Annotated in this window: 23 protein-coding genes; 1 reads left to right on the top strand and 22 read right to left on the bottom strand. The window is 36.9% G+C overall.

From position 1 onward, the window contains the following. Positions 1-59: 59 nt before the first annotated feature. The 3 genes from HORE_RS03150 to HORE_RS03140 all read right to left on the bottom strand — a co-directional run bounded on the left by HORE_RS03150 (position 60) and on the right by HORE_RS03140 (position 2630). Positions 60-1502, bottom strand: coding sequence for a nucleoside recognition domain-containing protein (locus HORE_RS03150; RefSeq protein ID WP_012635537.1), 1443 nt, complete (start codon positions 1500-1502; stop codon positions 60-62). 109 nt (positions 1503-1611) lie between these two features. Continuing rightward, positions 1612-2133 (bottom strand): FeoB small GTPase domain-containing protein, encoded by a 522-nt coding sequence (locus tag HORE_RS03145; RefSeq protein ID WP_012635536.1) that lies wholly within the window; start codon positions 2131-2133, stop codon positions 1612-1614. Between the two features lie 59 nt (positions 2134-2192). Continuing rightward, positions 2193-2630 (bottom strand): Fur family transcriptional regulator, encoded by a 438-nt coding sequence (locus tag HORE_RS03140; RefSeq protein WP_012635535.1) that lies wholly within the window; start codon positions 2628-2630, stop codon positions 2193-2195. A 227-nt stretch (positions 2631-2857) separates the two neighbouring features. On the opposite strand from HORE_RS03140, the gene HORE_RS03135 reads away from it, so the two are divergent. After that, positions 2858-3100 carry an AbrB/MazE/SpoVT family DNA-binding domain-containing protein gene (locus HORE_RS03135; protein WP_012635534.1) on the top strand — a complete coding sequence of 81 codons (243 nt, stop codon included), beginning with the start codon at positions 2858-2860 and terminating at the stop codon, positions 3098-3100. Between the two features lie 78 nt (positions 3101-3178). Here HORE_RS03135 and HORE_RS03130 read toward each other — a convergent pair whose 3' ends face one another. From HORE_RS03130 to tyrS, 19 genes are all read right to left on the bottom strand, one after another. Next, positions 3179-3868, bottom strand: a complete 690-nt coding sequence (locus HORE_RS03130; protein ID WP_012635533.1) for a cell wall hydrolase — start codon at positions 3866-3868, stop codon at positions 3179-3181. Between the two features lie 22 nt (positions 3869-3890). Beyond that, a complete protein-coding gene (locus HORE_RS03125) occupies positions 3891-4379 on the bottom strand; it encodes a YqeG family HAD IIIA-type phosphatase (protein ID WP_012635532.1) in 489 nt (162 codons plus the stop codon). Positions 4380-4503: 124 nt separating this feature from the next. After that, positions 4504-5202: an RNA polymerase sporulation sigma factor SigK gene (gene sigK, locus HORE_RS03120; RefSeq protein WP_012635531.1), complete on the bottom strand. Its 699-nt coding sequence runs from the start codon at positions 5200-5202 to the stop codon at positions 4504-4506. Between the two features lie 75 nt (positions 5203-5277). Beyond that, the gene (locus HORE_RS03115; protein WP_012635530.1) at positions 5278-5508 is read right to left on the bottom strand and encodes a DUF4911 domain-containing protein; all 231 of its coding nucleotides are present in this window, start codon (positions 5506-5508) and stop codon (positions 5278-5280) included. Then, positions 5505-6725, bottom strand: a complete 1221-nt coding sequence (locus HORE_RS03110; RefSeq protein ID WP_012635529.1) for a peptidase U32 family protein — start codon at positions 6723-6725, stop codon at positions 5505-5507. The genes HORE_RS03115 and HORE_RS03110 overlap by 4 nt, the downstream gene beginning before the upstream one ends. After that, entirely contained in the window at positions 6712-7350 is a 639-nt protein-coding gene (locus tag HORE_RS03105) for an O-methyltransferase (RefSeq protein ID WP_012635528.1), read from the bottom strand. The genes HORE_RS03110 and HORE_RS03105 overlap by 14 nt, the downstream gene beginning before the upstream one ends. Then, positions 7343-8356, bottom strand: coding sequence for an endolytic transglycosylase MltG (gene mltG, locus HORE_RS03100; protein ID WP_012635527.1), 1014 nt, complete (start codon positions 8354-8356; stop codon positions 7343-7345). Before mltG ends, HORE_RS03105 begins: the two co-directional genes overlap by 8 nt. A gap of 319 nt (positions 8357-8675) precedes the next feature. Then, positions 8676-8942, bottom strand: coding sequence for a DUF1292 domain-containing protein (locus tag HORE_RS03095; RefSeq protein ID WP_012635526.1), 267 nt, complete (start codon positions 8940-8942; stop codon positions 8676-8678). 11 nt (positions 8943-8953) lie between these two features. Continuing rightward, a complete protein-coding gene (gene ruvX / locus HORE_RS03090; protein WP_012635525.1) occupies positions 8954-9376 on the bottom strand; it encodes a Holliday junction resolvase RuvX in 423 nt (140 codons plus the stop codon). A gap of 15 nt (positions 9377-9391) precedes the next feature. Next, positions 9392-10972: a baseplate J/gp47 family protein gene (locus HORE_RS03085; RefSeq protein WP_041605817.1), complete on the bottom strand. Its 1581-nt coding sequence runs from the start codon at positions 10970-10972 to the stop codon at positions 9392-9394. After that, positions 10938-12200 (bottom strand): cell division FtsA domain-containing protein, encoded by a 1263-nt coding sequence (locus tag HORE_RS03080; protein WP_012635523.1) that lies wholly within the window; start codon positions 12198-12200, stop codon positions 10938-10940. The genes HORE_RS03085 and HORE_RS03080 overlap by 35 nt, the downstream gene beginning before the upstream one ends. A 41-nt stretch (positions 12201-12241) precedes the next feature. Beyond that, positions 12242-14365 (bottom strand): hypothetical protein, encoded by a 2124-nt coding sequence (locus tag HORE_RS03075; RefSeq protein WP_012635522.1) that lies wholly within the window; start codon positions 14363-14365, stop codon positions 12242-12244. Positions 14366-14478: 113 nt separating this feature from the next. Beyond that, the gene (locus HORE_RS03070; RefSeq protein ID WP_012635521.1) at positions 14479-14739 is read right to left on the bottom strand and encodes an IreB family regulatory phosphoprotein; all 261 of its coding nucleotides are present in this window, start codon (positions 14737-14739) and stop codon (positions 14479-14481) included. A gap of 80 nt (positions 14740-14819) precedes the next feature. Beyond that, positions 14820-17450, bottom strand: coding sequence for an alanine--tRNA ligase (gene alaS / locus HORE_RS03065; protein ID WP_012635520.1), 2631 nt, complete (start codon positions 17448-17450; stop codon positions 14820-14822). 92 nt (positions 17451-17542) lie between these two features. Beyond that, a complete protein-coding gene (locus HORE_RS03060) occupies positions 17543-18598 on the bottom strand; it encodes an AI-2E family transporter (protein ID WP_012635519.1) in 1056 nt (351 codons plus the stop codon). 21 nt (positions 18599-18619) lie between these two features. Next, positions 18620-18994: a hypothetical protein gene (locus HORE_RS03055; RefSeq protein ID WP_041605813.1), complete on the bottom strand. Its 375-nt coding sequence runs from the start codon at positions 18992-18994 to the stop codon at positions 18620-18622. A 3-nt stretch (positions 18995-18997) separates the two neighbouring features. Continuing rightward, positions 18998-19483 carry a PRC-barrel domain-containing protein gene (locus HORE_RS03050; RefSeq protein ID WP_012635517.1) on the bottom strand — a complete coding sequence of 162 codons (486 nt, stop codon included), beginning with the start codon at positions 19481-19483 and terminating at the stop codon, positions 18998-19000. A 371-nt stretch (positions 19484-19854) separates the two neighbouring features. Continuing rightward, complete coding sequence (yunB, locus tag HORE_RS03045) at positions 19855-20502, bottom strand: sporulation protein YunB (RefSeq protein WP_012635516.1); 648 nt, start codon at positions 20500-20502, stop codon at positions 19855-19857. Positions 20503-20566: 64 nt separating this feature from the next. Then, a complete protein-coding gene (tyrS, locus tag HORE_RS03040) occupies positions 20567-21790 on the bottom strand; it encodes a tyrosine--tRNA ligase (RefSeq protein ID WP_012635515.1) in 1224 nt (407 codons plus the stop codon). Between the last annotated feature and the right edge of the window lie 146 nt (positions 21791-21936).

Raw genomic sequence — 21936 nt, 5'->3', positions numbered from 1 at the left:
CTCAATAGCCTGAAACTAACCCAATCTTCAACAACATTAAAAGCAAAAACACTGGTCAATTATACTATATTTAATAAAAAGAAAATATTATTTAAGATATATCCTGTTGTAAAGGCAATTATAAATACAAGTCCTGTTATTACCAGACCTGTAATCAGACCCCGTTCCCTGATTATCATAGAAAAATGAGCAACACAGGGAACAAATAAGGTTAAAATTACTGAAACCACTATTAAAGAACGGTTATTTAATACTCCACTTCTATAGAGGTCATAAAGGCCGGCTGCCCCATAATCCCTCCTAAAAAAACCATATAAAAATATGACAGCTGATTCCCCGGGAAGACCAACCATCCTTACTACAGGATGTAGCAAGTTTAAAAACCTTTCAAATAAACCGGTTAACCTGCCTATCCAGATAAAAAAACTGGCATATATAAACAAAGGGACAACTTCCAGAAAATACCACCTCATACGGTTAACTGTCTTCTTAATAATGTGTACGGGTCGGGGAATACGAAGTTCAGTTAATTCCATATAAAAGGCCCCTGATCTTCCTGGTAAAATTAATCCCAGTAAATAACCTGTTACTGTAAAGACTGCACCCACAACAATGACCCAGATTAAAAGACCTACTGGATTACCTGCTAAAATTCCACTTATTAACCCCATCTGACTGGAACAGGGTATTGCCAGGGCTAAGAGGAAGGTTACGAGTATCCGTTCTCTTTTACGCTCCAGGACCCTGGTTGCAATGGTAGCCATGGTGCCACACCCAAAACCGAGTAATATGGGGATAACAGCCCTTCCGTTCAGTCCAATAACCTTTAGAATTTTATTTGATAAAACCGCTATCCGGGGGAAATAACCTGAATCCTCCAGAATAGAAAAAGCCAGAAAGAAACAACCCACAATCGGTAGAACGAGGGCAATGGCATATCTTAAAGCCAGAGTAAATATACCATAATCACCAACAAAAAGTTCCTGCAAAATTCGGTATGGAATAATCATTTCAATAAATTCTGTAATCAAAGGATTAAAATAATCTATAAAAAAGTTTTTTTCAATAAAATCAACCAGGTACCGGGCTCCTACTACCCCGACCAGGTAGTATAATCCTATAAGAACTATTGCCAGAATAACAGGACCACTGTAGGGATTTATCGTCAGAAAATCTATAGTCTCTTTCAGGACATTACCTGATTGCTGATCTTTTTTTAAAACTTCCCCAACTACTTTTTTGACTTTTTCTTTCCTCTGTTTAGAGATAACTACCTCCAGAGGATACCCGTAATCCTTCCTTAACTTATTCTTATGTTTTTTTATTCTATCAACCAGATTATCACTTTCAGACCTGGAAATTAGGTCTTCTATTTCTTTATCCCCTGATAAGACCATAAGTACCAGGGCCCGATGACTGACAGGGTAGTTCTTTTTAAAAAGGGAAGAAAGTTCTTGAAGTGACCTTTCAAGAGGGTCCTCAAATTTTAAAAAGGCTTTCATGGAAAAACTCCCTGATTTAAAGTAATTTATGTTCAACAAATTTCATAATAGAGATCGCCGTCCTGTTTTGCAACCAGAACATCAATTATGAATAATCTTTAAAGATAATTTATATAACCATTTTAGATATTAAAAAAAAGAGCTCCCTCATTCCCTGACCGGTTATTGAAACTGTACCCACTACTGGAATCCCTAAAATATTTGATAGCAATTCAGTATTAATACTTATTCCCAGTTTTTTAGCTTCATCAATAATGTTTAAAACAAGAATAAGGTTATAACCCAGCTCAAGGAGCTCAAAAGTCATAACAAGCATTTTTTCAATATTTTTAGCATCGATGACATGAATAACTAAATCTGGATTGCCGGTCATAAGCACTTTCCTGGTTACCTTCTCTTCTTCAGATATAGGAAAATAAAGGGAATATATACCAGGGGTGTCTATCAACCGGACTACCTGCCCCTCTATAAGGATCTTCCCTGTACTTAACTCGACAGTTGTCCCGGGGTAATTTGATACCAGGGCATAACTATCTGTTAAATAATTAAATATGACACTTTTACCAACATTGGGAGACCCCACTAAATATACCTTTTTATCATTTGTAGTTATACTGTTTTTAGTATTCATATAATGATTTTATGTTATTACACCTTATAAAATTACCACTTACTGTTGTAATCCCGCAATTATTCATCTTCATTTTTACAGTCCTGACAGATCCCATAAAATTTAATCTGATGGTCCACTATTTTAAAGTTATAATGCTTTTCAAGATCTTTTTCAAAATCCTCAAGTACATCATCATTAAATTCTATAATTTTACCACAGTTTTTACATATTAAATGATGATGATGCCTTTCCAGGCTTAATTCATATTTCTTAAAGTTTCCATCAAAATCAAGTTGATGGGTTATACCAAGTTCACTGAAAATCTCCAGGTTTCGGTAAATAGTGGCCAGACCCACATCTGGGTTTATTTTTTTTACTTCTTCATAAAGTTCTTCTGCACTGAAATGCCTTTCTTTATTTTTAATCAAAACCTTTAAAATGTCCTTTCTCTGGGAAGTTATTTTATAATTATTTGAACCTAAGATATTGGTTACCTTTTCTATAAGTTTCTCCATTTTTTATTCCTCCTGATTATTAATTCCATTATATTTTATCAGTGTTACTATAAAATTACAAATACTTAACCAGATTAGTTATATTTATATACCTGTTTATCTTTTATTTTAAAAAAAACTAAAAATTACTTAAAAAAGTTAGTTAAATATATTGACTCTATTTGGAATTAATAGTATAATTATCATAGATAATTTGTCGAAATTTGTTATTAGGGAGGGAATTTTAAATGAAATCGACAGGTATTGTTAGAAAGATTGATGATCTGGGGAGGATGGTTATTCCAATTGAGTTAAGGAGAACCATGAATATTGACAAAAAAGACCCGATGGAAATCTTTGTTGATGATGAAAAAATTATTTTAAAGAAATATGAACCGGCCTGTATTTTCTGTGGAAATGCTGATGACACTGTTGAATTTAAAGGAAAGGTCATCTGTAAGAACTGCCTCAATGAAATGGCAGAAAAGTAACATAAAGTAACATAAAGTAACATATGGTTACATAAAATTAGCACCCCAAAAAGGGTGCTAATTTTATTTCTTATTCAGTTATTTTAAAAATACATGATCCCCTATTCTCGTCATAACAGGTCTTGTTGAAATCCACCTTGTATTTGTAGCCACATCTGGATTATAGAAAAACATAGAGCCATAGGTAGGATCATACCCAAGCAGGGCTGCTTTGGCTGCTTCTATAGATTCTGCAGATGGATAGAGATTGGCCTGTCCATCGAGCAAACAACTGAACTGCCCCTTCTGAAGAATAACTTCCCTTATAGTATCCGGAAATTTTCGGGAAGCTACCCTGTTAAGTATTACGGCACCTACTGCAACCTTACCTTTAAAACTCTCACCCCTGGCTTCACCATGAATTATCCTGGCAAGAAGCAAAATATCATCCCTGGAAATATCCATTCTGCTAAGTAGATTACCTTTGGGAAGTTTACTGTATGTCCCTGGCCCTACAATTCCATCTACTTTTAATTTATTTTTTTCCTGAAACAATTTAACTGCCTTCTCCGTTCCAGGTCCAAAGATACCATCTATCTTTCCCCTGTAAAGATTTAACTCTTTTAATTTCCTCTGGAGAATGGCTACATCGGGACCTTCGTCACCTTTTTTAAGGATCCTGGTACCGAGCTCCATATAATAGCCACTGGCCTCAACTTTATGGAAATCTAAAATAAATACCGTAACAAACAGCAGGATTAATATTACTGTGGCCATTTTTTCTTTCATGACAACCACCCCTTTTCTATTATTAATCCTCCCTTTCAAAAAACAACTTTTCCAGCTTACGTAATAGCCTTGTAGTAAAAAGCTCTCTATCACTCATTGGATTTACCAGTACTGTAGTAAAACCCATTCTATTTCCCCCAAAGACATCAGTAAACAACTGATCACCGATTACTGCTATTTGCTCTGGATCCATCCCCAGTTTGTCCATAGCCCGGTAAAAAGCACGTTTGGCCGGTTTGACAGCCCGACCCACGGCAGGAACACCGAGTTTTTCACTGAAATAAGTAACCCGGCTCCCGGTTCCATTTGATACCAGGCAAATTTTAAACCCATAACTCTCTATTTCATCAAACCAGTTAACCACTTCCTTTACTATTTCCCTCTTTGACCAGGGGACTATTGTATTATCAATATCACAAATGATACCTTCTATTCCTTCTATTTTAAGTTTTTCCAGTTCAACATCGAATATACTTTTATAATAGAAATCAGGCTGTATTTTACTTCCCATATTTCTCCCCACTATTCATTTTAACCAATTATTATCTTTTTTATACTTGAATCATTATACCATAATCAATTTAAAATGCAATAGGGTAGGACAAAATTCCTATTTTAATTATATCAGAAAAGAACTACCTGTGACCAGCCTTACCGTGGAAAAGATCACTTAATTCCTGAATAGCCTTTTTTTCTATCCTGGAAACATAAGACCTTGAAATTCCCAGAATAGAGGCTACCTCTTTCTGGGTCAATCTTTTTCCATCAAGCAATCCATATCGTAATTCCAGTACCTTTTTCTCCCTTGGTGATAACTCCCCCAGTTTATTATAGAGTTGTTCTTCATCAATACTTTTTTCAACTTTGTTGATAACAGAATCTTCCCGGGTATCAAGGACATCCATTAAGGTTATATCATTTCCATCTTTATCTGAACCAATTGATTCCTGAAGGAGGGTTTCATTACTTAGTTTTTTTACAGACCTGAGGTGCATCAGAATTTCATTTTCTATACAACGGGCAGCATAGGTTGCCAGTTTGGTTTTTTTTGTTTCATCATAGGTATTTATCCCCTTAATTAATCCAATAGTTCCTATAGAAATTAAATCTTCATTATCTGTATAAACTGAATTATACTTTTTTACAATATGGGCAACCAGTCTTAAATTATGTTCAATCAATATATTCCTGGCTTCTTCATCTCCCTGCCTCATTCTCTTGATATATTTTTCTTCTTCTTCCGGGGATAATGGTTGAGGAAAAACCTTACCGTTTCTTATATAAGAAACGAGAATCAATAACCCCCTGAAAAAACTAATTAATAGTGATAACAAAAAAAGTTCACCTCCATATATACCTTCCTCTTTATATATATGAGGTGAACTTACATATAGTGATTATTCTTGTGATTATTCTTTTAGGATTTCAAGGGGTATTTTTTTCTTTAAATTCTCCAGGATTAACATAACATCAGCCCTGGTCCCTTCGGTTACATCAAGGTTAATAACCCCCTTTTTTTTATGGTCAACAGTCAGGGTGGCTATTCCTTCACTAGCCTTAAATATCATATCGATCAAAACAATCTCTTCTGGTGGTACTTTTACTTTAATTCGCTGGGTATCTCTATCCGGAGATGTCATGACTTTTTCCTCCTTACAAGGTAATAGGGTTTAACCTTATGGGTTACCGGTATCCGTATTAGCTCCCTGGGATGGGGAGCTTCATCCACTTCTTCCCCGTTTTCATTGATTATATAATTTACAGTTGTTTCAAAATTAGTTGTATCCGGTCCCATCACCTCAACCCTGTCACCTTTAAAGAATTTATGCCTGACTTCAACTACAGCCTCATTTTTCTTTTTGTCATAATCCCTGATAATCCCCATAAAGTCATGATCCCTTATATATACTGAAGAATTATAATTATGGTCTTCTCCAGTCGGAGGAGAGATAAAAAACCCTGTTGTATAACCCCGGTGGCTTACTTTCTTTAGCTCATCAAGCCACTCAGGTTTAACCTTAAAATTTTCAGGATCATGATAATAAGAGTCTATGGCCTTACGGTAAACCCTGGTTACAGTAGCTACATAATGAAGGCTCTTCATTCGTCCCTCTATCTTTAAACTATCTACCCCGGTTGAAATAACGTCTGGTAAATACTCAATAAGGCAGAGGTCTTTTGAATTCATAATAAAAGTTCCCTGTTCATTCTCATATACTGGATAGTATTCCCCGGGTCGCTGTTCCTCAACCAGATGATACTTCCAGCGACAGGGATGGGCACATTTCCCCCGGTTGGCATCACGCCCGACCATATAATTGCTCAATAAACACCGACCAGAATAGGAAATACACATTGAACCATGAACGAACATTTCCAGGGAAATACTGGTTCTGTCTCTAATTTCCTTTATTTCCTCACGGCTCAATTCCCGGGCCAGAATTATTCTTTCAATACCCTGTTTATGCCAGAAGCTGGCACTGGCCCAGTTAACAGTATTGGCCTGAGTACTGAGATGGAGAGGTATCTCTATTTTTTCCCTGTTTATAAATTCAATTACACCGGGATCTGACACGATTAAACCATCAACCCCGATTTCTTCCAGTTTATGTAAATAGTCTGGCAGCTTTGCCAGATCATTGTTATGGGGATATATATTTACCGTTATATAAATTTTGCCTCCGTGGTTATGGACAAATCTGGTTCCTTCTTCCAGTTCTTCAGGAGTAAAGTTATCAGCCCCATAACGAAGTCCAAAACGCAAACCACCACAGTAAACAGCATCGGCACCATATAAAATAGCCAGTTTTAATTTTTCTAGATTTCCTGCCGGAGCCAGTAGTTCAACTTTTTTCACTGTTTTTCCTCCTAACACTCAAAGATATTCCATCTCCTACAGGTATTACTGTTGAATCAAATAATTTATGATTATTTATTTTATCTAAATAATTCCGTAAATTTCTGACCATGGTCCGGTGTTTATGTTTAATATATCCACCCTTCTTAACTTTACCCCGGTAAAGGACATTGTCGGCTACTATTACTCCTCCTATTGGTAACAAATCAATAACAAGATCAAAATAATTAATATACTGCCCTTTAGCACCGTCTATAAAAACCAGGTCAAACTGGCGGCGTAAAAATGGAATAATCTCAAGGGCATCCCCAATTTTAATATTTATCCTGTCCTCAATCCCGGCCTTTTTAAAGTTTTCCAGTGCTTCAAAAGCAGATTCTTCATTTTTTTCTATGGTCACAATCTCGGTTCCGGGGCTACTACCCCTGGCCATCCAGATTGTTGAATAACCAATTGCTGTACCTATTTCAAGAATGCGGACCGGATTAACCAATCTGGTCAATATCATCAAGAATTGCCCCACTTCAGGCCTGACAACTGGTATATATCTCCTCCGGGCCTCTTCTTCAATATTTTTTAGTAATTCTGTTGTTTTGACAAAAGATATACTCCTGTCATCATTCATTTTCTAGACCCCGTCTGTATTTATTTTGCTGTCTTAAATGTTCTTCATAGGTTGTTGTAAAAATATGACTACCATCCTCAAGGGCAAAATAAAATAAATAATCAACATCAGCTGGATTTAAGGCAGCCTCAATAGATGATTTACCGGGATTACAGATAGGACCAGGTGGCAGCCCGGGGTATTTATAGGTATTATAGCGAGAATCTATCCGTAAATCTTTATATAAAACCCTGTCCTTCCATTCAGGTAGACTATATTGAACCGTTGCATCTATCTGCAATAGCATACCTTTTCGTAATCGGTTATAAATAACGGCTGAAATAATTGGTTTCTCTGTTTCCAGTCTGGCCTCTTTTTCTATTAAAGAGGCAATAATTATAGCCTCGTAAGGAGTAATTCCCTTTTTCAAGGACTTTTCTCTTAATTCTTGCCAGCATTTTTCCTCAAAATTATTTAACATAACATTCAAAACCTGCCCGGGGTTATATTCTTTAGGAATTATATATGTATCAGGATATAAAAACCCCTCAAGAACATATTTAACACCCTGTCTCTTACGGGGCAGGTAGGGGCGATTAAAATTGTTACCTTCAGCGAGACTGAGATAATTTTCTTTACTGTAAAATGTAACCTCTCCAAGTTTTTCAGCTACCTCTTCAACTGTAAATCCTTCAGGTATAGTGATTTTAAAAGTAGCTACCCGGCCTCTGTTAAGGTCTTTAATAATACTAATAAGGTTATCACTTGGGCTCCATTCATAATAACCCGCTTTTAAGCTATTATCAAATCCGCTGACACTTACCAGTATATTAAATAATCGGGCAGACTTTATTAAACCCTTATTATAAAGTTTTTGACTGATTTCCCTGCTTGAAGACCCGGATTTAATCTCTACCCCGATTATAGTATTATCATATCTGTTTACCGGACTAATTAATGAAGTAAATTTTAATAACCCGGTTATAACAATAATAGAAATCAGAAAAACCCTTGCTGCTTTTTTCACAGTGCCCTCCCCTTTTATTATCCGATAGATTAACAAATTGATTTTTTTTCGAGAAGAAAATACTTCAAATATTACATAAGTTATTATACCAGACAGGGGGGGTTCGTGCAATTTCCCTTGAAATTAATACAGCAAAAGGCCTCCCTCATTCTGTTAACATTATTACCTCCTGGTGGCGGAAATATACTGTTAATAATTGAGAGAAGCCTTTATTTAAAATATTTGTAAGGGTTATGTAATTAAAAAAAAAACAAAACGTCAGCTTAACATGGAAAATCCTGTGGTATATCTATATTAAAATACAAGGAGTTTAGTTAGACTATTTTTCTTCATAGGCCCTTCTTACCTTCTCAAATTCATCATCATCTTCTACCACAGTCAATACTTCATCTCCATTATTATCACTGATTAATTTCAAAACATATGCCCCCTGCTCCTCTTCATCCTCTTTAGCTGGAACCACAATTAAATATCTGTTTCCTTCAAGATTAATTTCTTCCTCAATATAAAATCTGTCCTCACTATCTTCACCTTCCAGGACCAGTGTTTTTGTCTCCTCATCAACATAAAATCTACCTTCAGCCATTATAATTCCCCCTAACCATGTAGTTTATTTTGGTAATTTAAATAACCCTGCAATATTATTGAAGCAGCAACTTTATCAATAACACCTTTCCTTTTTTTCCGGCTCACATCTGCTTCAATTAAAACCCTTTCAGCCTCAACAGTAGATAATCTTTCATCCCATACTTTAACGGGAGTATCCAGGCTTTTTTGTAAAAAATCAATAAAATCCCTGGTTTTTTCAGCCCTGGGTCCAAGACTCCCATCCATGTTTTTAGGCATACCAACAATTATTTCTTCAACCTCATATTTATCTATCAGGCCCTTTATCACTTCCAGGTCTTCTTCAGGGGTTTTTCTTATTATAACTTCCTGCCCCTGGGCAGTCATTCCCAGTTTATCACTGATAGCAACCCCAATACGCCTATCACCATAATCCAGCCCCATAATTCTCATATAAAGCCCTCACTTTCAATTACTTACTGGCATTACTTCAAAATCCGGTTCTTTAACAACAACTTTAATAGCAAAGCCCAGTTTTGGTAAAATATTGCCCCTGGTTTTAATGTTAAAGTCATCAATTATCTGGCTATTACTTAAAACCTGTCTGGCCTGATCAATTTTAGACCCTTTTAAAGCCTTGATAAGATTACCTGTGTCAATATCAGGTACAACCGGAGCAACAAACCCTATTTTAATATTATATAATCCATTACCTTTTTCTTCAAGGTCAACCCTGGTAACACTTATTCCATTACTCAATAACCTCTTATCTTTTTCTAAATTTTCCTCAAAAAGAACAGTAACCATCCTGTCCAGTTCACTGTTTTTTAACAGGTAACCACTTGCTGTCAGGGTTCCACTCCCGTTAATAACCTCAACAATATCACCTACCCGGTGACTAAAATTAAACTCAATCTTACTATAATCTATCTCGTTCTCAATAACCCTGAAATTACCTCCCAGTTTACGGTATATTTTAGCAAGGAGGCTAGACTGCAGTTTTTCTTCTAAACTCTCCTTAAGCCTGTTAATATCATTTTTAGTAACCACGGGCAATTTTCTGTCTTTACCACCACTGGTCGGTTCCGGGTTAATTACATATACCTTGTTCAGGGGTTTAGCCATCTTTTTTATTCTGCCTATCCCGATATTACCTCTGCTTCCCTTCTGTAAGGCAACTATCCCAACTTCAGCCTGTCCAGCCTTCATCCCGACCGGGACATCCATTAAGAAATCAACTTTAAGACCAGGTACATTAACATCTTTTACCGTTTTAAATTTTATACCACTTACAGTCTGGACTATGGTACCGGCAGGTATTTTAATCTCATTCTTATTTTCATTAATAAACTTAACAATGCCTTCAGCCCTGGTTTCACCGATTAATTTTTCCCCACTGGCATATATCTCGTCTTCATCAGTTATACTAACTTCAAATCTATGTAAAGGTAGAATATGATTACTCCAGTCAATATTATTTAGTTGAAGGCTCCCCAGTAACTCCATTTCGTGTTGTTGCTGTTCTACCACAGGTTTTACTTCAACTACTGCAGTGGGGTACATAAAATAAAACCAGGCCAGTAACAAAATTAAAATAACCCCAACCAGATTAAATACTCGATGTTTTTTATCACCATATTCTCCCCTATCATCCACATCTTCTATTCTTTCCACATCTTCTATTCGTTTTACACTTTTTAATTGTTTGTTACTGTCAACCGGGTTATCATTATTTTCTTCTTTTCCAACAGCTACCGCGTGCAAGGGGTTATTATTCTCAAGACTATTAAGGTCAGGAAAGGCCTTAAAGCCCGATCTTATAACTCTATCTGCTATAACAGGATCGGGGTTAATAAATACAACTTCTTTTTGAAATTCTTCACTGTATTTTTTAACAAGCTTTAAGTTAACTTCGTTATTTAACAGTAACAACCGACTATGTACAACTAAAGCCATTTTACGGGCAGTAGTACTTTTAATTAAATCAATTAATTCATTAACTTCATAGTATTTATCAATGTAAAATACCCTGTATCCCCTTATTTCCAAAACCAAATCTCCCCCTTTCCTTACTCTCTATCTCTGTCCCATAAATGGCCAGAGATCTGGGAGTAACATGCTCACTGCCCTGGAGATATTTATTAGCATCTCTAATACTATCAAGCTCATTGCCCTTGAGAAGGTGTATACCAGGTCTATGAGAGAAAGGCAGGGTTTCCTCTAATGGCCGCTTTTTAAAACCCTCGATTAACCCCTTCAGGGCACTTCCTCCACCACAAAAATATATCTTTTGGGGAAGAACTTCCCCACGGGACATCTCCAATAGAGACAATTCTATTCCCTGGTATAAAATATCCATATCCTTTTTAATTAATTTTCGTGTAACTTCATAGTTTTTAACCCGTTTTCCCCGGGAATATTCCAGCTTTAGTTTTTCGGCATCCCGCATTGAAATACCGAGGTTTTTAGCCAGAGTCCTGGTAAAAGCCCTACCCCCCATGGCAAACATTTTAGTTCCTTCAATTCCTCCATTTCTGATCAAAGCAATATCGGTAGTTCCACCACCTATATCAATAATTATAGCCCCCAGTTCAAAGGTGTCTTCTGTCAGGAGACTACTGGCTATTGACAGAGGCTCAGCCACGATACCCACCAGATCATAACCCAGTTTTCCGGCAATGGTCTTCAGGGCCCCGACCTGGACAAGGGGGGCATAGGTATTAAATACAACTAAATTGATATTCTTACCCTGAAACTGACCGGGGTCATTTACTTTATAACCATCTACTTTTACTTCTACCAGGTTTGAACTGATTAACTCCAGTTTCACATTTTCAAGCCCTGTTTCCTGCTCCACCCTCTTTACAGCTTCCTGGTAGGCCTTTTTCTGGGACTCAATAATCAGGTTATTTATCTCTTCACTGTCAATCTTCTTCTCGGGTTTGGGACGTACTTTTTCCAGAGAATAGATAACACCCTTAACAAATTCCCCAGCTATCCCCATAACTACCTCATCAGGTCGGTGTGGGGTATAAGATTCAGCCACTTTTATTGCTTCACGGGTCCGACTGATGACACCTTCTATGTTGGTAACAGCACCTCCATCCATATTACCATAATCCTGGCGTACTTTACCAAATCCAAGTATATTTTTTTCTTTTTCGTTAAACTCGGCAATTATTGTTTTTACAAACTCAGTCCCGATATCTACAATAAGTCGATAGGAAAACTCCTGACCCTTATTAGTATTTTCTGAAAATAGATTTAGTAAATTCATTTTTCTCCCTCCAATTTATATTTATTATTACCAGATAAAGGTTATTTATAACCCGGTTTACTGATAAAATATAAGAGGGTCATTATAGGGTAAAAAAGTAATGTTGCTGCAGCGACTACACCGGAATCATTTACCATCATGGTTACCAGGGTGCCGGCAAGGCCGCCATAAAACCCTGCTGCCATATTGGGCTGTTTTTTTAAAAGTTTCTTAAAACGTCCTATCGGGTAAAGAAATAGCACAATCAAATATAGAATAAATCCCAACAAAACCCTGGTCCAGATTGTCCACTTCAATAATTTGATATTCATGGCTAATTTTCTTTTTATAATACCTATAATTCCCCCTGTCCTTCCTTTCAATAGATAAGCAAATGCCTTTCCAATATGAGTACGGGGACCAAGTATTTCAGTATAATCTAGATACATAACAAACAATATTACAAACCCCACTATAGGGGTAAACAAAATTATTTTTTTAAAATTGAAACCATATTTTAAATAAACCATGGTTACGGTAATTGCCACCAGGGCAGTTATTGCTCCACCAAAATTAGCCCCCAGAGCTGGACTTGCTATAAACCAGAATGATAAAAATAAAACGGGACTGAGGAAGATAATTTTTTTATTAATATTTACCCCTTTTTTAGAAAGGTAGTCCAACACCCCGGTAAACCCTACCAGCATACTACCTATAAATAACCCCATATATTCATTACCAAGACCATAGTACCTGGCCCCTATCACCGAAGAGAACCCGAGTAGTGAATCTGCCATAAGGCGACTATTATTCAATAAATCAACGATAATAACTATCCACAGGCCGAGGCAGATTACTATAATATGAAATAACCTAGATTCATTAATTTTCATTAATACCCAGAATTCAACAATTGTAAAAGCAATCAGGATAACTAAATTATGTATAAAGTGAGGGAAAATAATCTGAGACAGTATTAGAAAATTCAATGGAACCAGAAACAGGGATACTAATAAGTATTCAACTCCTTTATGAATTATGACCGATCCGGGAAGGTCTTTTTTTATCAACAAAATAATGGCCAAACAGATCATAATCAATTGAAGCAATATAAAACCCTTGACAAAAACAGGCCTTAAGTTGGAAACCCTCTTTATTTTTTCGCGGAGATTGTAAAGTTGATGCCAGCTGGCTTTCTGCTGTCTTATATAGCTTATTTTACTACCGGTTACCTCTGGATATGATACTTTGAACCTGTTCAGTAGAGTCGGTAAAAGATCGGATATAGTAACAATACCCTTTCTCCTGGTAGATAAAGAAGTTACCCATCCTTTTTCAAACTCAGGACCGGCCAACAATATCCAGCCCAGCTTATTACCGTTTTCAAGATCTGTAACCGGGGGATTAAGCATTAAAATCCCGAGTTGTGTTTCCTCCAGATTTATAACCTGGAGTACAAAACCGATAAAATTATCTATCTTTTCAATGGCTTTAATTTTTTCCCGGTTTATTTCCGCCTTACCAATGAATCTAACATAGTTGTCTATTCTTGTTGTATCCCCGGTCTGAATAATCAACAAATCAACTTTATTTTTAAATTCTCCAAATTTTTTTCTAAACACCTCAAAATCACTTTCATATCCCCAGGGTTTCTCAACTTTTTTTAGCAGCCCTTTACTGACATCCCCCAGAGGTACTTCCCCTTTTTGATCCATTGCAAAAGACACAATAGACCTGTTTTTCTGATCTATTGTATCTGTATTACCAAGGACACCTACCTTGATTCCATTATCTTTTAAAACCTCTCCGAGCAAACCAACTGTAGGGTGGTATGGATTATCTTTATTTAATTTAACCAGACTATCATAACGGTAGTTTATAACACCTTTACCTTTATTTATTCCTTTTTGCGCGTCTTTACTCCCTTTACTTCTTTTTCCAGCTCCGGCCGTTAAATAAGTGCTTTCAGCCCTTATTTGTCCGGCAGTCCGGACATTTATCAGGCCAAAAGCACCGATGTTCTGCAACCCATTAAAATGTGGTGTTTTACTTGCAATAATATTATTAACCGTGATTCTATCGACTATAATCCAGACTACATCTGGACTGGTAGCCGACACCAGACTACAGGTGACAAAAAGAAAGAAGAATATTATAGGGAAGATAAGCCAGGTAGTCGTCTTCAAACCGGATTTCCCTTCTTTAATTTTTTATAAGTTATTATATTTATAAGTTAATAATCTTACTTAAATTTAAAGGACTGGCAAAATTTATTACCTGTCATTAATCTTATTACTGTCTATTTATTTAAATAGTTCCTCAATAGTTCTTCAATTATTTCATCACGGTCAACTGTCCTGATCATGGTTCTGGCATCTTTATAACTGGTTATATAAGCAGGATCCCCTGATAGGAGGTAGCCTACTATCTGGTTGACAGGGTTATAACCTTTTTCTTCCAGGGCCTGATACACTTTCTCCAGAATATAACCTGTTCTATTATCATCCTCTTTACTGCGTTTAAATCTCATTGTTCTATCATTCATATTATCAACTGTCATAATAATCACATCCTTTTCTTCTATCTTCCTTAAAAAGGCACCATTATATTAATAATTCTATACTAATTTCCAAAACCCTGTTAACTTTGATGATTTGATATAATTCTTTTTCCTTCATCCAGGGCTTCCGTAATTTTATCAACCTTTTTTCCACCGGCCTGAGCCATATCGGGACGTCCTCCACCGCCACCACCGGTGACCCTGGCTACTTTGCCTATTAACTTGCCGGCATGAAAGCCCCTCTCCACAAGATCGTCAGTAACAACACTTACAAAAATAACTTTATTGCCCAGATTTGATGCCAGAACAATAATACCTGATTCCATTTTTTCTTTAAGTTTATCAGATAGTTTTCTTAGATTATCACTTTCAATTCCCTTCAATTCCGCGGTCAGGACTTTAACTCCATTTATCTTCTGAACTTCATCAACTAATTCATCCACCCGGGAAGTAGCTAATTGATCTTTTAGTGATTGTAATTTATTTTCTAATTCATTCTGTTCTTCCAGCAAACCAGACAACCTGCCAATAACTTCATCTGGAGAAGTCTTGAGGATACTACTAATCTTTTTTATTGTATTATCGTTTTTTCTGATATGTTCCAGAACACTTTTTCCTGTCAAGGCTTCAATTCTCCTGACTCCGGCCGCAACACTTCCTTCACTGACAATCTTGAAACTTCCAATTTCACCGGTTCTGTCTACATGGGTCCCTCCACATAATTCTATGCTATAATCCCCTATTTTTACCACTCTAACAATATGGCCATACTTTTCACCGAAAAGGGCAACAGCCCCCATCTCTTTAGCCTTTTCAAAGGGCATTTCCAGTATTTCTACCGGTAAATTTGATAAAATCTTCTCATTAACAGTATCTTCAATCCTGTTTATTTCTTCCTCAGTCAGGGGAGCATAATGACTGAAATCAAACCGCAGCCTGTCGGGAGCTACCAGTGATCCTGACTGGTTAACATGGTCACCCAGCACTTCTTTCAGTGTTTTATGGAGTAAATGGGTAGTTGAATGGTTTCTGGCTATGTTATAACGAAGTTCTTCATCAACCCTGGCTTCAACAACCTGGTCTATCCTGAATTCACCCTTCTCAACTTCAGTATAATGAACAGTTAATCCGCCCTTTTTTCTGGTATCATAAACCCGGGCTCTATGTTCACTGTCTATCAGAATACCCTTATCACCTACCTGACCACCACCCCGGGCATAAAACGGAGTAACATTAAGGATAATTTCTCCTTTTTCCCCATTATTCAAGGACTCAACAGGCTGCCCATCCTTAACAATGCCCACTATCCTGGTCGTATTTGACAGGGACCGATAACCGGTAAACTCAGTCTCACCGAGTTCCTCCCTGAGTTCTTTATAAATACCTTCCCCATCTGTTCCACTGAAACCAACATCGGCCCTGGCCTGACGGGCCCGTTCCCGCTGTTTTTCCATTTCTCTGGTAAAAACGTCTTCATCTACCTTATAACCATGTTCAGCCAGAACATCTCTGGTTAAATCCAGTGGAAATCCATAGGTATCATAGAGTTTGAAGGCATTTTTACCTGACAGGATTTTCTCTCCCTTATCTTTCATTTCTTCCATCATCTCATTTAAAATGTTTAAACCCTGTTCCAGTGTCTGGAAAAATCTTTCCTCCTCTGATTTGACTACAGAGCTAACATGTTCTTCTTTTTCTTTAAGTTCCGGATACCCACCGGACATAATATCGACAACAACAGGTACAATTTTATAAAGGAAGGGTTCCTCATAATTAAGTTTGCCACCATACCTCACAGCTCTTCTTAAAAGCCGTCTTATAACATAACCACGTCCCTCATTTGAAGGGAGAACCCCATCATGGATAGCCATTGTAACCGCTCTGATATGGTCAGATATAACCCTGAAGGGAACCCTCTGTCCCTCCGTATATTGAACTCCACTATCCTGGCTTACAAAGTTAATTATCGGTTTTAAGAGGTCTGTCTCAAAATTTGAATTGACCCCCTGAAGAAGGGAGGCAACCCTCTCCAGACCCATGCCCGTATCTATATTTTTCTGGGGCAGGGATAAATATTCCCCATCTTCTGTCCTGTTATACTGAGTAAAGACAAGGTTCCAGATTTCTAGAAACCTGTCCCCTTCACCACCAATTACATCTTCACTGGAATTTCCAAATTCTTCACCACGATCATAATGGATTTCAGAACAGGGACCACAGGGACCGGTTCCTATTTCCCAGAAATTATCCTTTTTACCCATTCTAACAATTCTGTTCTCAGGTACCCCAACTTTATCATGCCAGATTTTAAAGGCTTCATCATCATCTTTATATATAGTAATCCAGAGCCTGTTCTCCTCTAAATTTAGAACTCTGGTTACAAATTCCCAGGCCCATTCTATGGCCTCTTCCTTAAAATAATCTCCAAAGGAAAAATTGCCGAGCATTTCAAAAAAAGTCAGGTGTCTGGCTGTCTTCCCGACGTTTTCTATATCATTGGTCCTGATACATTTTTGGCTGGTTGAAATCCTGGTTTTGGGAGGTTTTTTCCTCCCATCAAAATATGGTTTAAAAGGAGCCATTCCCGCATTAATCCAGAGTAGGCTGGGGTCATTCCGGGGTATAAGTGGAGCACTCGGTAATACCAGGTGTCCTCTATCTTTAAAAAAGTCAAGGTATGCTTTTCTTAGTTCATCAGAAGTTGTAACCATGTCTACTCCCCCTTAAAGAAAAAGAATATGTATTTTCTGATATTTATTTAAATCATACTAGAAAACAGGGGCTTTGTCAACATAAACCATATCTACTCCTGACCACTCAAACCCTTAATAGAAATTATCTGTTCAATAAATATTTTAAAAATAACTTTTAAACTACCGGCAACAGGAACAGCAAAAATAAGCCCCCAGCCATCAAATATATCTGCACCTGCCAGGAGAACAAAAATAATCGTCAGGGGATGAAGGCCAACCCGGTTACTAAAAATTTTAGGTCCAATAATACTGCTTTCAACCTGTTGAATCAAAGAAAATAAGATGATGACACCAAAGGCCTTGACTGGAGATGATAAAAAAGCTATCATTACCGCCGGGATAGCCCCGATTACTGGACCAAAATATGGTATCATATTGGTTATCCCGGCCAGAATCCCCAGCAATAGATAAAATTTTACTTTAAACAACATCAATCCCAGGGTACTGAAGACACCAACAATAATACTGACCCAGATCTGGCCCCTTAAAAATCCCACAAAGATTTTACTTATTTCCCGACCACTTTTCAACACCGGTTTCCGGTACTTTTTGGGAACAATATTCAAAAATGAAGACTGGATCTCTTCATAATCTTTGAGGATATAATATGTAATAATAGGAGAGATAAACAAACTTACAATATAGGTAAGGGAATTTATTACCGATGTGGTCAGGTTTTCAATAAAATTAAGAATGAAATTTTCCAGTTTTGCCAGGGCCTGATCAATGACCTCTTTAATTACTTCAGGCAGATGTATCCGCCTGTATTCCCGGTTCACATACTCAACATACTTTTCGAGAGAATTAACATATTTAGGCAGGGTAACAGTTAATTCTTCAAGTTCCCTTATAAAGATTGGTAATATAAATATGCTGATGGAAATAAACAAGATTAAGACCACAAGTATTAATATATACAGGGCTGTAATCCGTGAAATATTTCTCTTTCGCAAAAAAGTTATTAGAGGGTTAAATAAATAGGCGAGAAAGGTACCAAAGACAAAAGGTAAAAGAACTTTTTTTATTAATAGTATAAAATAAATTATGCCCCCCAGTACCAGGAGCATAATTCCTATTTTTAATTCATTTTTATACCGTTTTAACAATCGCCCCAGCTCCTATCACAATCAGGTATTATCTTCCCTTAAATTTTTCAGGGCCTCCTCCAGTTGTGATATTTTTTTACCAAAATTAAGTTTACTGAGCATCTGGTCTGCAACATAAGCTTCTTCCTGTCCGGCCTTTTTCTGGACCTCTTCTTCAGGATTTCTGACCATCTCTTCCTTTTTTTCATTACCTCTCTCCCCGGGACCGACATATTTACCCTGTCCTTTTTTTTCCGAGTCTACCTTCTGAACACCTCCCCCGGAACCACCCTGGTCTTTATTTTCATCTTTAAAACCAATCATAACTTTTTCTTTAACTACCCTCCCTGACACTGTTGCGATTGTTATCCCAATAAGGCTTCCCAGTAACAGTCCGGCCATAAACTTTTTATTCAACACTTAAACCCCCTCTTCATCTAATAATAAGGTATCCTGTCCATAAATAAGGTTATTTGAAAGTGGCAGCAGGTTCCGCCCCTCCAATAAATCCTGAATTACCCCCTCGGTCAATTCAAAGCCAATAACACTGTTTTTGTTTTCATCAATAATTAAATCTTTTACTTTCCCTACCTCTTTACCGGAAGTTGTCATAACCCTTTCTCCAAAAATGGTATTATTCAGTGTCTGGAAGGTTTGTTCATTTTCCTCCACGGTATTGTGTTCTTCCCAGGGTTTTAAAAGGTCTTGACTCAAAACAGTTATGGCATCTTCTCCAATTCTATTAATATTATGTGTCTCCAGAAAATACTTATTCTTATTTCTTATAACAAAGCCTTTAACCAGGCCATCAAACTCACTAAAAATTATATCCTCTACCTCTCCAAGCACACGCCCGGTATTTATTTCCACAACCGGTAGACCAATAATCTCTATTCCTTTATACAAATTTCACCCCCCCTGTTCTGATAATATTTATATTATTCCCCCCGGTTATTTTTAATTATTAAGAGAATTACATAAAAAAATTAATAAAATATTATAACAATTGCTTCTAAATTGGAACCTGAAATATGAAAAGTCGTTATACACCGGGGAGTATACCCCGTGGAACAGCTATTTTTAACCCCGGGGAATTTTGACGGCCTCGTTGCCCCATATCCTGTTTTAATACTGGCTCCATCCCTGGGACACATTTAACACATAATTTTTAACTATACTATATTAGTTAAAAAAGGGAAACCAGATGGTTTCCCTGAAATACCTTGATAAAAGTAATCTACAGTAACATATTCATTATTATTTTTTACAGGATAACGTTATTTTGTCAAAATACCCTTTGAACCTTCATTATTTATCCCCACATAGACCCTGGGAACCTTACCCATTATAGTAACTTCGGTTATAGGTACATCTGTTTTCAGGCTAATCGTTTTTTCTGAAAAAGGAACAATTAATTTTAATTTAACATTTACTTCCATGTATATTTTATGGCGTGTCTGGTTTATCCCGGCAGACTCAAAAGTATCTCTAATAACCGGCGGCCGGGCAAACCCTACCGGTATAATTTTCACCTTAACCTTCGGTCCCAACCCTGCCAGAAGCTCTATACCCAGGACCCTTCCCAGTGGTATAGCTACAACATTGGAATTCATTTTATTCAATCTCTTCTGGATATTTAATGAAACCCTTGAAGAAAAGCTATTTATATAATTAATATTTGGTTGCATTAAAACCACATAACCTTCATCACTGACAACATAATTTATTATGTCTTCATACTTAATTCCTTCACATTCTTCATCCACCGCCCTGTTTATAGCAGTAGTTGCCAGGCCAACCGCTTCTACTTCAGCCAGACTTATAAAGGCGGGTGTCAGGGTTTTCTGAATAAAAACAGTAACCATGATTATCAATATTACGATAAATATAAAAAACTTAAGTAATATACCCCTTTTTAAAAACAAAGATATCCCCCCTCCTAACATATTATGCAGGAGGGGGGAAATAAGTTCTTAGTTTATTTTTAGTTTAATCCGGAAGTTTAATTTTAGCAAACCTTCTCTTGCCAATTCTAATAATCATTCCATCTTCTACTTTAATGTCCTCATTGATACTTTTATGTTTTTCATCATTTATGGAAACTGCTCCCTGTTTAATCATCCTGCGAGCTTCACTATTACTCTTAACAAGCCCTGTAGCCGCTATCAAATGAACAATCCACATCTTCCCATCTTCCAGATCTTTCTGCTCAATTATTACTTCCGGAATATCTTCAGGGAGTTTACCCTGGGAAAAAACCCGCTTAAACTCCTTTTCAGCTTCCCTGGCAGCATCCTGACCATGGTATTCAGTAACTATAATCCTGGCCAGCTCTTTTTTGAAATTCATTGGATTAACCCGGTCTTCTTCCATGCTCTTCTTCATTTCATTTATTTTATCTTCAGGCACATCGGTCAATAATTCAAAATACCTGGTTATTAAACTATCCGGTATGGACATAACCTTACCATACATGTCTTTAGGTTCATCGTTAATTCCAATATAATTATCAAGGCTTTTACTCATCTTGTTAACCCCATCCAGGCCTTCCAGGATGGGCATCATCATGATTACCTGGGGCTTCTGCCCGAATTCTTTTTGAAGGTGTCTCCCCACCAGTAAATTAAACTTCTGGTCAGTTCCTCCAAGTTCAATGTCAGCTTTTATGGCAACCGAATCATAACCCTGCATTAAAGGGTAAATAAACTCATGTATACTAATCGGTTTACCACTTTTATACCTCTGGGAGAAATCTTCCCTTTCCAGCATTCTGGCAACAGTATATTTAGAAGATAACTCAATAACATCAGATAAATTCAGGTCTGAAAGCCAATTAGAATTGAAAACAAGCTTTGTCTTATCGGGGTTAAGTATTTTGGAAAACTGTTCCCGATAGGTTTTAGCATTTTCCCTGACTTCTTCTTCTGTTAATTGTTTTCTGGTAACCGACTTCCCGGTAGGGTCTCCAATCATTCCGGTAAAATCGCCAATTATAAGGTATACCTCATGGCCTAAGTCCTGAAATTGTTTTAACTTCCTTAAAACAACACTATGACCAAGATGAATATCAGGTGCTGTGGGGTCCAGTCCCAGTTTTACCCGCAGGGGACGTCCTTCTTCTCTGGCTAGCTCTAATTTCTTTTTCAACTCCTTTTCTGTTATTAATTCACTAACCCCTCTTTTTAAAATATTTAGCTGTTCATTTATATCCAATATTTACACCTCCAATTATAATAAACACTTTTTATTTAAATTTTTCTATACAAAATATAACATGCAAATATATAACAAATATATAAATTGATAAAATGTAAAACATCAAAAACCAGACTATGTAACCATTTTCCCTATTTGGCAAG

Source organism: Halothermothrix orenii H 168 (genome assembly GCF_000020485.1).
Lineage (GTDB): Bacteria > Bacillota > Halanaerobiia > Halanaerobiales > Halothermotrichaceae > Halothermothrix > Halothermothrix orenii.
This window is presented reverse-complemented; position numbering and strand designations above follow the sequence as displayed.

What these genes read in the sequence shown, in the direction of transcription:
- HORE_RS03145 (WP_012635536.1), bottom strand. Translation starts at nt 2,133, where the DNA reads ATGAATACTAAAAACAGTATAACTACAAATGATAAAAAGGTATATTTA.
- HORE_RS03130 (WP_012635533.1), bottom strand. Translation starts at nt 3,868, where the DNA reads ATGAAAGAAAAAATGGCCACAGTAATATTAATCCTGCTGTTTGTTACG.
- HORE_RS03105 (WP_012635528.1), bottom strand. Translation starts at nt 7,350, where the DNA reads ATGAATGATGACAGGAGTATATCTTTTGTCAAAACAACAGAATTACTA.
- HORE_RS03150 (WP_012635537.1), bottom strand. Translation starts at nt 1,502, where the DNA reads ATGAAAGCCTTTTTAAAATTTGAGGACCCTCTTGAAAGGTCACTTCAA.
- HORE_RS03070 (WP_012635521.1), bottom strand. Translation starts at nt 14,739, where the DNA reads ATGACAGTTGATAATATGAATGATAGAACAATGAGATTTAAACGCAGT.
- HORE_RS03125 (WP_012635532.1), bottom strand. Translation starts at nt 4,379, where the DNA reads ATGGGAAGTAAAATACAGCCTGATTTCTATTATAAAAGTATATTCGAT.
- ruvX (WP_012635525.1), bottom strand. Translation starts at nt 9,376, where the DNA reads ATGAGAATTATGGGGCTGGATTATGGTGATAGGCGTATTGGGGTTGCT.
- HORE_RS03140 (WP_012635535.1), bottom strand. Translation starts at nt 2,630, where the DNA reads ATGGAGAAACTTATAGAAAAGGTAACCAATATCTTAGGTTCAAATAAT.
- HORE_RS03115 (WP_012635530.1), bottom strand. Translation starts at nt 5,508, where the DNA reads ATGACATCTCCGGATAGAGATACCCAGCGAATTAAAGTAAAAGTACCA.
- HORE_RS03095 (WP_012635526.1), bottom strand. Translation starts at nt 8,942, where the DNA reads ATGGCTGAAGGTAGATTTTATGTTGATGAGGAGACAAAAACACTGGTC.
- alaS (WP_012635520.1), bottom strand. Translation starts at nt 17,450, where the DNA reads ATGGTTACAACTTCTGATGAACTAAGAAAAGCATACCTTGACTTTTTT.
- HORE_RS03135 (WP_012635534.1), top strand. Translation starts at nt 2,858, where the DNA reads ATGAAATCGACAGGTATTGTTAGAAAGATTGATGATCTGGGGAGGATG.
- HORE_RS03080 (WP_012635523.1), bottom strand. Translation starts at nt 12,200, where the DNA reads ATGAATTTACTAAATCTATTTTCAGAAAATACTAATAAGGGTCAGGAG.